The following is a 12,960-nucleotide window of genomic DNA, read 5'->3' on the forward strand; positions in this document are numbered from 1 at the left end:
CGCTACATTAACATTGTTGGATTAAAATCAATTGAGATTTGTAGCTCTTTTTGCATTTCTGCTTGATAATGTTCATTTACCATTTTGAGCACGTTCTTTAAGTTTGGTTCCCGTTTGTATTTTATCATGCATTGATAACGATATCTATCTTTTATCCTTGGAATCGCTGAAGCAACTGGTCCTAGCACCATTGTTTGCTGTGAGCAATGCGTTCGTAAATACGAGGCAATTTTTTCCGTCACTTGTACCGCTTTTAATAATTCTGGATGAGATACAGTTACGAGTACAACATAGTAATATGGGGGATATTGTCTTGTTCGTCTCATTTGCATTTCTTGGTCAAAAAACACATCATATTGTTGGTTCTTCGCTAACTCTATACTGTAATGTTCTGGCGTATACGTTTGAATCACAACTTCCCCTGGCAATTCATGTCTACCCGCTCGTCCACTTACTTGCGTCAGTAACTGATATGTCTTTTCACTCGCCCGAAAATCAGGTAAGTGAAGCATCGTATCTGCAGTTAAAACCCCAACGAGCGTTACTTTCGGAAAATCTAATCCTTTAGCAATCATTTGTGTTCCAAGTAATATATCTGCTTTTTCTTCCCCAAACGCCTTTAATAATTTTTCATGCATTCCTTTTCGACTTGTCGTATCTACATCCATTCGAATGACTCGTGCCTCTGGAAATAGTTTTGTAATTTCTTCTTCTACCTTTTGTGTACCTGTACCAAAGAAACGAATGTATGTACTTTGACAAGCTGGACACTCAGTTGGCATATTCTCTTCGTAACTACAATAATGACATTTTAAACGATGATTCATTTTATGATATGTCAATGAAATATCACAATGCGGACATTGTACAACATACCCACAATCACGGCACATAACAAATGTAGAATGACCTCTTCTATTTAAAAAGAGTACCATTTGTTCTTTCTTTTCTAATCGATCTGCTATTTTTTCATGCAGCGCCTTAGAAAACATTGATCGATTCCCGTCACGAAGTTCTTCTCGCATGTCAACAATCTCTACCGTTGGTAAAGCTTGTTCATTCATACGTTTTTCCATTGTTAATAGTTCATAAACACCTTTTTTCGCCCTTGCAAACGATTCAAGTGTTGGTGTCGCACTACCAAGAACGATAGGACATTTATGATATTGTCCTCTCCAGACAGCTACATCTCTTGCATGATACCTCGGATTATCTTCTTGTTTGTAACTTGATTCATGCTCTTCATCAATAATAATAATCCCTAAATTCTCAAAAGGCGCAAAAACAGCTGAACGCGCACCAACTACAACTTTCACTTCTTTTCTTAAAATCTTACGCCACTCGTCATACTTTTCTCCAACAGACAACGCACTATGAAGAACTGCAACTTGCGAGCCAAACCTACCTTTAAAACGATCCACCATTTGGGGCGTTAGTGCAATTTCAGGAACAAGAACGATAGCTTCTTTTCCTTTCTTGAGCACTGCTGCTATAGATTGTAAATATACTTCTGTCTTTCCACTTCCTGTAACACCATATAGTAAAAATGGATTATAAGTTTCATTTGTAATTGATGATAAAATCGGTGTAATAACTTGTTTTTGTTCCTCCGTAAGTGGAAATGGTTTTGTTTGTTCAAAATCATCATCGTCATACGGATTTCGGTATACTTCCACATACTTTTCTGAAATGAATCCCTTTTTAACAAGTGCTTTTATTGGAGCATCTGTTATTTGTAACTCTTCTGTAATTACTTTCAACGGTGTACTTTTATAATTTTCCACAAAATAATAAAGTACATCTTGTTGTTTTTTACTTTTCAGTTCAAATGCCGCTAATTCCAATTTATCTTCTGGCAACTCCGGCTGAACCACTCTTTGCTTCTTCTTTTGTACTTTATCTTTCACTTGATAAACGACTTCAACCGTACCATTTTTAATTTCTTGTTGAATAGTTCGGTATAAATGTGGCTGTTGCTCGATTACTTCAAAATCAATTGCTTCTTTATCCTGAAATAAATATAGTATTTCAGGTGCTATTTCTTCCTGTTTACAAAGTTGTAGACGTTTTTTATACGTTGCTTTTATCGCAGTTGGAAGCATCACTTGAAAAGCTGAAATCATGTAGCATAACGTTTCACTTGTAAGCCAATATCCAAGCTTTAATAATTCATCATTTAAAACCGGTGTTACATCTAATATTTCATGGATTGTCTTTAACTTCTTACTTTCTACATCCACCGAATCTTTAATCCCAATAATAAAACCTTGCAATTTTCTTGGCCCAAACGGAACTACTACACGCATTCCTGTCTGTACAATATCTTCCCATTTTTTAGGAATAATATAATCAAATGGTCGATCTGTCTGACGGGCAGGTACATCAACAATTACACTTGCAAATTTCATAAACGATCATCTTCTAACATCATTTCAATTTGCTTCAATATTTCACGAGCTACCTCTTTTTTCATTAAAAGTGGCAACTCAATAACTTTTCCATCTTTTCTATACATTGTTACAATATTCGTATCCGTGCCAAATCCAGCTCCTTGCGCTTTTACATCATTCGCGACAATCATATCTGCATTTTTCTCACGTAGTTTTTTCGTTGCATATTCCTCTACATTTGTCGTTTCAGCAGCAAAACCGATAAGTAACTGTTTATCCTTTTTCTGACCTAATGTTTTTAAAATATCCACCGTTCTTTCAAGTTCAATGACAGCATCACCATTTTGCTTTTTCATTTTATTCTCATGCACATATTTCGGACGATAATCTGCAACTGCTGCTGTTTTAATGACAACGTCTACGTTTTGATAATGTTGAAGAACTGCTTCTAACATATCTTGTGCAGATTCCACTTGCACTGTCGTTACATGTAACGGTGGATTTAATGCTGTCGGTCCTGAAACGAGTATAACATCAGCGCCTAAATTCGCTGCCACTTCCGCAATCGCATACCCCATTTTCCCAGAAGAAAAATTCGTCATAAAACGAACTGGATCAACCTTTTCACGTGTTGGGCCAGCAGTTATTAATATTCTTTTTCCCTGCAATGGTTTGTGTTCTGAGAAAGCTTCCTCTAACCGTGCAATAATTGCTTCAGGTTCTTCTAGTCGTCCCTTCGCTACATATCCACATGCTAAAAAGCCTTCCCCAGGCTCAATAAATGTATATCCTAGCGTTTTCAATGTCATCATATTTTTTTGAACTATTTTATTTTCATACATATGCACATTCATAGCAGGCGCAATCCATACCGGAGCTGTAGTAGCTAACAAAGTAGTTGTAATCATATCATCTGCAATACCACCAGCTAACTTTCCAATACAATTGGCAGTAGCAGGTGCGACAAGTACAACATCCGCCCAATCTGCTAAATCAATATGAGCAATAACAGCTGAGTCTTTCTCATCGAATGTATCCGTATATACATCATGGCGAGAAAGCGCTTGGAATGTAAGAGGCGTAACAAACTTCATTGCCGACTCACTCATCATTACTTTGACAATCGCGCCAGATTGTGTCAATTTACTCGTTAACGCAGCTGCTTTAAAAACCGCAATGCCTCCTGTTACACATAGAAGTATCTTTTTCCCTTTTAGCATATGACTCGTCCTCTTTCTTTTTCAAACTTATAATACTGAAATAGAATTCTCAGCTCGTCAGTACCAATATTTCATTCCTTTCGTAAAAAAATAACAACCTACTTGTAAATAGGTTGTTACCGTTACATAGAAAATTATAAAGTCTATGTTTTATTTTGTCGAAGGCAAAGGCTTATTCAGCTACTTTATCTTCACTTGGTACGTAGCTTAATGCTTCTGCATCGATTTCTTCTAATGCTTTACCTACACATTTATGAGAAACAGGTTTTTCTACAACACAGTTATTAGCAAGTTGCATTTCACGTGCGCGTTTTGCAGCCACTGTTACTAAAGTGTACTTAGAATCGATTTTTTGTAGTAATGAGTCAATTGATGGATTTAACATAATTATAGACCCTCCGTCATTTCTTTATAATATTTTGCTACCCTTTCGCGGCGGCAATGTTCGCCAACCACAATTGCTTTAATTCTATCACAAGCTAATTCAACTTGATCGTTTTCTACTACATAGTCGTAAGCGTCCATCATCTCGATTTCTTCTTTCGCTACAGTTAAACGATTTTCAATAACATCTTCAGTCTCTGTACCACGTCCGACAATACGGCTCTTTAGTTCAGATAAACTTGGAGGTGCTAAGAAAATAAATACACCTTCTGGGAAAGCTTTCTTAACTTGAATTGCTCCTTGCACTTCAATTTCTAAGAATACATCTTTTCCTTCTTGTAATGTTTTTTCAACATAGTCAATCGGTGTTCCGTAATAATTACCTACGAACTCAGCCCACTCAAGTAATTTTTCATTACGAATCATTTCCTCGAATTCTTCTCTTTCTTTAAAGAAATAATCCACACCATCTACTTCACCTTCACGCGGCTTACGTGTCGTTACTGAAATAGAGTACTGAAAACGTGTATCCTCATGGCTAAACAGCTCTTTACGAACCGTCCCTTTTCCAACCCCAGAAGGCCCTGAAAGAACGATGAGCAATCCTCTTCTACTTCTCATAAATATGTAAAACCTACCCTTCCTCACTTAAATCTTCTTTATTATTCAAACGATGTGCAATCGTCTCTGGTTGAATTGGACTTAATACAACATGCCCATCATCCATAACAATAACCGCCCTTGTTTTTCTCCCATACGTAGCATCAAGCAAAGCATTATGTTCGCGTGCTTCTTGTACTGTTCGTTTAATAGGAGCTGACTCCGGACTTACAATAGCAATAATTCGATGAGCAGATACAATATTTCCGTATCCAATATTTAAAAACCGCATGGCCATAGTTTGCGCCTCCTAGTAAGTCTATCCGATTTCTCCACCACGTATAACTTTATATATTTTTTGAAAGCTACTCAATATTTTGTACTTGTTCACGAATTTTTTCAAGGTTATTTTTCATTTCTACAACATATTTTGAAATTGTTAAGTCATTTGCCTTAGAACCAATCGTATTAATTTCTCTATGCATCTCTTGCACGATGAAATCCATTTTCCTTCCAACAGGCTCTTCAATCTGCAATGTTTCACGAAATTGCTCTAAATGACTTTGCAAACGAACTAACTCTTCATGAATATCACAACGCTCTGCAAAGATTGCGACTTCTGTTAGCAATCTTTGTTCATCTAGATCTTGATTATGTAATTCTTTTAAGCGATTTTCTAATCGTTCACGATATTTTTGTGTAACAATTGGTGCATGTGGAATAATCGCATTTACACAATTGCTAATCTCTTGTAAACGATACGCTATATCTTTATGTAATCGTTCTCCTTCGCCATCTCTCATCGTTTTCAACATATGAGCAGCTTGACGAACAGCCTCATATAAACTGTTCTCAAAATGTTCATTTACATTTTCTATTTCTTCAATTGCTGTTACTTCTGGCATTGCCATTAATTGTTCGAGTGTAATAGAATCTTGTAATTGAAATTTCCCTTTTATATCTTCCATCATCGATTGGTACTGCTCAAGAAGTGACCAATTCACACTTAATTTTCTTTCAACAAGTCCTTCACCTGCTATACTAATGGACACTTCGATGCGCCCACGTCGAACTTGCTGTGCAATTATTTTACGAATTTTGTCCTCAAATACCATCATTTGCTTAGGAAGTCGAATACTCATCTCTAAAAAACGGTGGTTCACCGATTTCATTTCTACTGTAATTTGAAAAGTATCACTTTCTACTTTCGATCTTCCAAACCCTGTCATACTAGAAATCATTTTTATCACATCCAAGCCATAAAATAACTCAATGAAAAAGGTAATAGAGACAAGGCTCTACTACCTTCTGTAAATTATATCACATTTTCATAACATTGACTATTTCAAGTTTAATCCCTTCTTATATAACATCGGCTTTTTCTTCTTAGCCTTTTTCCCTGTTAATAAAGAACCTACTAGTAAGAAAGTCGGAATTGATGACAAACCTCCAATTAATAACCAATCTCTTGCTTGTATCGGCATTGTGCTAAAGATCGGTTGTAACGGTGGATAATATATAACCACTAGCATAAGTAGTAACGAAATAATAACCGCCCCTACTAAATACACGTTCCCAAATGGATTACGGTGAAAGACAGAATGCTCACTACGACAATCAAATACATGAATAAGCTGTGCAAGTACCAACGTCGCGAACGCTACAGTTTGTGCATATTTCAGTTCATTTGGATGTTGGTTATACGCAATAATAAACGCCACTAACGTCACTGCTCCAATTAAAAACCCTCGACTTATTATTTTCCACGCAAGCCCTCTAGCGAATACCCCTTCTTTCGGGTGACGCGGTGTTCTCTTCATCACATCTCCTTCAGCCTTATCCAAACCTAATGCCATCGCTGGTAAACCATCAGTAACTAAGTTCACCCATAAAATTTGAATAGGAACCATCGGCAGTGGTAATGCAAGTAACATCGCAAATAACATAACTAAAATTTCTCCAACATTTGACGCCAATAAGTAGCGAATGAACTTACGTATGTTCTCGTATATATTTCTTCCTTCTTTAATCGCTGACTTAATTGTAGCAAAATTATCATCTAGTAAAACAAGTGAAGAGGCTTCTTTTGCAACATCTGTCCCTGTAATCCCCATCGCTATCCCAATATCCGCTGTTTTTATAGCTGGAGCATCGTTCACTCCATCACCTGTCATCGCTACTATATGTCCTTGATTTTGCAATGCTTTAACAATTTTCAATTTATGCTCAGGTGATACACGAGCGAATACATACGTATCTTCTACAACATTTTCTAATTCCTCCACATCCATATTCGCGAGTTCTACTCCTTCAACAACGCGTCCATCTGGTGGTAAAACTCCTAATTGTTCAGCAATCGCCATTGCTGTCACTTTATGATCACCTGTAATCATTACTGTTCGAATACCAGCTTCTTTACACTCTTTTACCGCCTGCGCGACTTCTGGCCTTGGCGGGTCAATCATACCTTGTATCCCAACCAACATAAAATCTTTTTCAACGTCTCTTTCATGTTCAATAGAATCCGTGACTTTTAAAGGTTTAAACGCAACTGCAATTGTTCGAAGCGCTTGACTACCTAAGCTATGAATAGCCGCCTGTACTTCTTTTCTATATAGCTCACTTAACGGCTGCTGCTTATCCCCCCATAAGATTGTTTGGCTCATTTGCAAAAGAACATCCGGTGCTCCTTTCGTAACAATAAACTTTTTCCCCTCTCGATCTCGTACAATAACACTCATCATTTTTCGAGTTGAATCAAATGGAAATTCACGAATAATTTCAAATTTCCCTTTCAATGCCTCACGTGTTATCCCAGCTTTCATTGCTGCAGCTACAAGCGCTCCCTCTGTTGGATCTCCATCTAATACGTACGCCTTTTTCTTTTGCATAATATTTGCATTGTTACATAGTGAACCAAATGTAAGTAGCTGATAAAGTGATTTTGTCTTAGCTGGATTCACTTCTTTTTCACCTTTCATAAAAGAGCCATTAGGTTCATATCCTTGCCCTGTCACTTTCCACAATTCTCCGCCTGACCACATATGTGTTACCATCATTTTGTTTTGCGTCATTGTTCCCGTTTTATCAGAGCATATAACAGAAGCGCAGCCTAACGTTTCTACGGCCGGTAACTTCCTTACAATTGCTCTCTTTTTTATCATACGCTGTACACCAAGTGATAAAGCTACTGTAACAATTGCTGGCAATCCTTCTGGAATAGCCGCAACAGCTAGCGATACCCCAGCTAAAAACATATGATATACTTCATTCCCTTGATACACACCAGCCAATACAACGAGCGCTGTCAAAATAAGAGCTACAATAATTAATATTTTTCCGAGCTGTTCTAACCTTCTTTGCAGTGGCGTTTCCATTTGCTCTGCATTTTGCAACATATTTGCAATTTGCCCCATCGCTGTATTCATACCAGTTGCTACAACGACTCCTGTACCAGATCCTCGCGTAATCATTGTCCCCATAAAAGCCATATTTTTTTGATCACCAATTGCAACATCTTGCCCTTGCAATGCTTCTACCTTCTTTTGTACAGGTACGGACTCCCCTGTCAAAGCAGACTCTTCAATATATAAACTTGATGCCTCAACAAGACGCACATCAGCCCCAATACGATCACCACTGGAAAACTTAATAATATCACCTAAAACAAGTGCTTTAGATGGTGCTTTTACCCACTTTCCATTCCGCATTACAGTAACTTGCGGGGCTGCTAGTTCCTTTAAAGCTTCCAATGATTTTTCAGCTTTTCTTTCTTGAAAAAAGCCGAGAATACCATTGATAATAACAATGGCAACAATAGCAATAGAATCAATGTATTCACCTAAAAACGCAGAAACAATTGTTGCTCCAAACAAAACGAGTACCATGAAATCTTTAAACTGTGCTAAAAATACCATTAGTGCAGAAGGCCTTTTTGCTTCTTCTAATTCATTAGTACCAAATTTCTTTACTCGCCCTTCTGCTTCTTTCTCTGTAAGTCCAACCTTTACATTCGTATTCGTTCTTTCTTCCACTTCATGTGCTCGCATTCCATACCAGTTCATCCTGCTATCGACCTCCTGATTCCAGACATACTCTATTGAAAGCTTATTCAGCCTCGTCCAAAAAAATGCTATAATTAACATTTAGTTAGAAAGGAGTGTTCATTTATGGCATTCGATGGATTATTTACAAGAGCGATTACACATGAAATTGAAAATTCTCTTTACACAGGAAGAATTTCCAAAATATACCAACCTTCAAAATACGAGATTTTATTACATATTCGAGCGAATGGAAAGAACCAAAAACTAATTCTTTCATCTCATCCTACATATGCGCGTATGCACTTAACGAATCAAAACTACGATTCGCCAGCAATACCGCCGATGTTCTGTATGCTTCTTCGCAAACATTTAGAAGGTGGATTTATTGAAAAAATTGAACAAATCGACTTAGAACGCATTATTCAAATTACAGTTCGCAGTCGTAATGAGATCGGAGACGAATCATTAAAAACATTAGTAATTGAAATAATGGGACGACATAGTAACATTATCTTATTAGATACGAAAACAAACGTGATTTTAGATAGCTTAAAACACGTTTCATTAGCCGTAAACCGTCACCGAACTGTATATGCTGGTGCTGAGTACGTCGCGCCACCAGCCCAACATAAAATCAATCCTCTGCAAATTGAAACCGCAGATGATTTTATTAGACCGCTAGACTTTCTATCTGGAAATATGGATAAACAACTCGTCGGTGCTTTCATGGGAATATCCCCATTATTTGCAAAAGAAGTAGTAAAGAAAGCCGGTATGGTAAACGAGAAAGCATTATCAGAAGCATTTTTCTCTGTACAAACACCATTACTATCTCATGCATATACACCTACAATGATTACTGCAAATGGAAAAGAATTCTTTTATCTTTTCCCTCTTACACACTTGCAAGGAGAAGAAAAAACATTCTCATCAGTGAGCGAATTGTTAGATCGTTTCTTCTTTGGCAAAGCAGAACGTGATCGTGTAAAACAACAAGCTCATGATTTAGAACGCTTTATGCAAAACGAAAAAAATAAAAACGAGAAAAAACTCATTAAACTCGAAAAAACACTGCAAGATGCTGGAAAAGCAGATAAGTATCAACTATTTGGAGAGCTACTTACAGCCAATATGTACGCTTTAAAAAAGGGCGATAAAGATATTGAGGTCGTTAATTATTACGATGAGAATGGTGGAACTGTAAAAATCACATTAGATCCTTTAAAAACACCATCTGAAAATGCACAACGCTATTTCCAAAAGTATCAAAAAGCAAAAAATTCAGTTGTTGTTGTAGAAGAACAAATTGAAAAAACAAATGAAGAAATTCTTTATTTTGATAGCTTACTTCAACAAATGGAAGCTGCTTCTTCAAAAGACATTGAAGAAATTCGTGAGGAATTAGCTGAAGAAGGTTATGTGCGCAATCGCAAAACGAAAAACGCAAAGAAAAAGCCTACTAAACCAGTATTAGATAAATATGTAGCAAGTGATGGCACAGAGATTTTCGTTGGTAAAAACAATAAACAAAATGATTATTTAACAACGAAGTTTGCCCGCCGTGATGAAATTTGGTTACATACGAAAGATATACCTGGCTCTCACGTTGTCATTCGTTCTTTAGAGCCTGCTGAAGAAACTTTACTAGAAGCTGCCAAAATTGCTGCCTATTACAGTAAAGCGAAAGAGTCTAGCTCTGTACCTGTTGATTTCACCAAAATACGCCATGTCAAAAAACCGAGTGGTGCAAAACTTGGTTTTGTTACGTACGACAATCAGCAAACCGTATATGTAACACCAGATGCTGATATTGTAATGAAATTAAAAGCATAAATAAAAAAATGCGTTGCTTGTATGCAGCGCATTTTTTATATGTTTTCAATTTCGTTGCTATATCCATTCAATATTGTCAAAAAAATTGACAGTATCATTTCACATTTGTATAAATTTTTTTACAGCATGTAAATAAAGTACAAGTGTAACTCCAATCATTTTTCCCCATCCCCCTGCTATTCATTGAAGCAATCTAGATTTTATGAACAAACCGTCTCCCACAAATTACGGGCTATTTTTTTATCTCCCCTAAAATATATGTTGTCCCTACTATCCTTTCTTCAAATATACATTTTGGCACGCTATTTGCTTTATTCAATACTATGAATAGGAGGAATTAACATGACTTTAAAAATTAATAAAATCCAAAATCAACTACAAAACTATGAAATTGACGGGTTACTTATTACAAAAAAAGAAAATCGCCAATATGCAACAGGCTTTACAGGTAGCGCTGGCGTCGTCTTAATCTCTGCCGATCAAGCTGTTTTTATCACTGATTTCCGCTATGTAGATCAAGCGAAATCACAAATAAAAGATGCTGAAATTATTATGCATAAAGGAAATTTAGAAAAAGAAATTGCACATCAAGTATCGAAATTAAACATTCAAAAACTTGGAATTGAAGAAAACAACATGACATTGCAACAATATAAAAACTTGCAAAAATACGTACAGGCGGAAATGATTCAAGTGTGCGAAATTATCGAAAATATTCGTATCATTAAAGACACGCCTGAAATAGAAACAATGAAAATTGCAGCTAATATCGCGGACGAAGCATTTCACCACATTCTTACGTTTCTAAAACCAGGAATAAGTGAAAATGCTGTACGAGATGAATTAGAATTTTTCATGCGAAAAAAAGGTGCTGCATCTTCATCATTTCAAATTATTGTAGCTTCTGGTGTTCGTTCTTCTCTTCCACATGGAGTTGCATCAAATAAAATAATTGAACGAGGCGACATCGTTACATTAGATTTCGGTGCACTTTATGACGGATATTGTTCTGATATAACACGTACTGTAGCAATAGGGGAACCATCGGAAGAATTCAAAAAAATATACAATGTTGTACGAGAAGCGTTAAAACGTGGGACTGAAGCGATTAAGCCTGGAGAAACCGCGAAAAGTATCGATGATGTAACAAGAAACTACATTACAGATTGTGGATATGGTCAATATTTTGGTCATTCTACTGGTCATGGTCTTGGCTTAGAAATACATGAACCTCTTCGCTTATCCCAAGAAAGTAAAGCTACATTAAAAGAAGGTATGGTTGTTACAGTTGAACCAGGTATTTACATACCAAACTGGGGCGGTTGTAGAATTGAAGACGATATCGTCATTACAAAAGACGGATATGAAGTTATTACAAAATCAAATAGAGAACTAATTGTAATCCCTTGTTAAAATCATGGCCTTTTTAAAAGGAGTTTTTCTCTACACATAGAATTCCTTCTCTGGAGTATTCGTTTAAAGAGGAGGAATTTAAATTGAATTTTGTAATTGATAAAATAGAGGGTTTACAAGTAGAATTTTCAAATCTTGTTTCCATGATGAATTACGCTCGCTATACAACAATGCAAGCAGTGGAAGGTTTAACAATTGAAGAACTTGATTATTTATATGATAAGGACGCAAATTCAATTGGTATGTTATTGTACCATATGGCTGCTATTGAATTTTACTACCAAATTCATACCTTTGAAGACCGTGAACCGACGGAAGCTGAATTAGAACATTGGTTACCTGCTATTGAGTTAGGGAACCTTGGACGCGAGAAAATAAAAGGAAAATCTATAAAATTTTACATCAATACATTACAAGAAGTACGTTCCAAAACGATTGCAACATTTCAATCATTACCTGATGAATGGCTGTTTAAAACAACAGACTTTTGGTATGACAAACCAGCTAACAACTACTTTAAATGGTTTCACGTTTTTGAAGATGAAATCAATCATCGCGGACAAATTCGTTTAATTAAAAAAATGCAAAAAGCCCATTCAGTAAAATGAGAAAATGCCACCGAATAAGGTGGCATTTTCTTTTATTCATTAACGAATAACTTTTCGTTTAATTTTTTAGTGACTATCGCTACCAACATTAAAATGCAAATTAAATATAGTAATTTCGCAATAAACAACCATCCTTGAAACATTACAATTCCATCTATTATTTCATTTCCTTTTAATAACAAAAATGGGATCATACTAATTATAATGATAAACTCGATACTGAAAAGCATTTTCTTTTTTCGACTATATGCTTTCCATTCATTCCAGCGATACATAGGAGCAAAAATCAATACGCCAATACATAATATAACTGGTACCCATCCACTGTTAAGAAATTGCCCTGAAATAACTGATAATAGTAAACAAACGAGCACACCATAATATCCTATTCTCTCTCTCATTCGTACTCCCCCATTCTACTTCTCCTCAAATTCCATTTTTAGGATTAATTGTATTGTAACATCCA

General features: G+C 36.2%; 11 protein-coding genes. 3 read left to right on the forward strand and 8 right to left on the reverse strand.

Annotated elements, in window-relative coordinates:
* Window positions 1-2 precede the first annotated feature (2 nt).
* From priA to GBN91_RS00505, 7 genes are all read right to left on the reverse strand, one after another.
* Window positions 3-2,408, reverse strand: a complete 2,406-nt coding sequence (gene priA, locus GBN91_RS00475; protein WP_000666720.1) for a primosomal protein N' — start codon at window positions 2,406-2,408, stop codon at window positions 3-5.
* On the reverse strand, window positions 2,405-3,610 hold the full coding sequence (gene coaBC, locus GBN91_RS00480) for a bifunctional phosphopantothenoylcysteine decarboxylase/phosphopantothenate--cysteine ligase CoaBC (protein ID WP_000911750.1): 1,206 nt from the start codon (window positions 3,608-3,610) through the stop codon (window positions 2,405-2,407). The genes priA and coaBC overlap by 4 nt, the downstream gene beginning before the upstream one ends.
* A gap of 172 nt (window positions 3,611-3,782) precedes the next feature.
* Window positions 3,783-3,995: a DNA-directed RNA polymerase subunit omega gene (rpoZ, locus tag GBN91_RS00485; protein ID WP_000933960.1), complete on the reverse strand. Its 213-nt coding sequence runs from the start codon at window positions 3,993-3,995 to the stop codon at window positions 3,783-3,785.
* Window positions 3,996-3,997: 2 nt separating this feature from the next.
* Window positions 3,998-4,615, reverse strand: a complete 618-nt coding sequence (gene gmk / locus GBN91_RS00490) for a guanylate kinase (RefSeq protein ID WP_001257741.1) — start codon at window positions 4,613-4,615, stop codon at window positions 3,998-4,000.
* A gap of 13 nt (window positions 4,616-4,628) precedes the next feature.
* Entirely contained in the window at window positions 4,629-4,892 is a 264-nt protein-coding gene (gene remA / locus GBN91_RS00495; protein ID WP_001251456.1) for an extracellular matrix/biofilm regulator RemA, read from the reverse strand.
* Window positions 4,893-4,959: 67 nt separating this feature from the next.
* Window positions 4,960-5,835 carry a YicC/YloC family endoribonuclease gene (locus GBN91_RS00500; RefSeq protein ID WP_000625866.1) on the reverse strand — a complete coding sequence of 292 codons (876 nt, stop codon included), beginning with the start codon at window positions 5,833-5,835 and terminating at the stop codon, window positions 4,960-4,962.
* Window positions 5,836-5,934: 99 nt separating this feature from the next.
* Window positions 5,935-8,658 carry a calcium-translocating P-type ATPase, SERCA-type gene (locus GBN91_RS00505; RefSeq protein ID WP_006928320.1) on the reverse strand — a complete coding sequence of 908 codons (2,724 nt, stop codon included), beginning with the start codon at window positions 8,656-8,658 and terminating at the stop codon, window positions 5,935-5,937.
* A 105-nt stretch (window positions 8,659-8,763) separates the two neighbouring features.
* Between GBN91_RS00505 and GBN91_RS00510 the strand changes: the two genes are divergently transcribed.
* From GBN91_RS00510 to GBN91_RS00520, 3 genes are all read left to right on the forward strand, one after another.
* The gene (locus GBN91_RS00510) at window positions 8,764-10,473 is read left to right on the forward strand and encodes an Rqc2 family fibronectin-binding protein (protein ID WP_000863286.1); all 1,710 of its coding nucleotides are present in this window, start codon (window positions 8,764-8,766) and stop codon (window positions 10,471-10,473) included.
* A 342-nt stretch (window positions 10,474-10,815) separates the two neighbouring features.
* Window positions 10,816-11,886, forward strand: a complete 1,071-nt coding sequence (locus GBN91_RS00515; RefSeq protein WP_000172800.1) for a M24 family metallopeptidase — start codon at window positions 10,816-10,818, stop codon at window positions 11,884-11,886.
* An 83-nt stretch (window positions 11,887-11,969) separates the two neighbouring features.
* Window positions 11,970-12,494: a DinB family protein gene (locus tag GBN91_RS00520; RefSeq protein WP_001012051.1), complete on the forward strand. Its 525-nt coding sequence runs from the start codon at window positions 11,970-11,972 to the stop codon at window positions 12,492-12,494.
* A gap of 32 nt (window positions 12,495-12,526) precedes the next feature.
* Here the strand turns inward: GBN91_RS00520 and GBN91_RS00525 are convergent, their stop codons facing one another.
* Window positions 12,527-12,895, reverse strand: coding sequence for a YoqO family protein (locus tag GBN91_RS00525; RefSeq protein ID WP_049107494.1), 369 nt, complete (start codon window positions 12,893-12,895; stop codon window positions 12,527-12,529).
* Between the last annotated feature and the right edge of the window lie 65 nt (window positions 12,896-12,960).

It is taken from the genome of Bacillus sp. B1-WWTP-T-0.5-Post-4 (assembly GCF_009183795.1).
GTDB lineage: Bacteria > Bacillota > Bacilli > Bacillales > Bacillaceae_G > Bacillus_A > Bacillus_A cereus.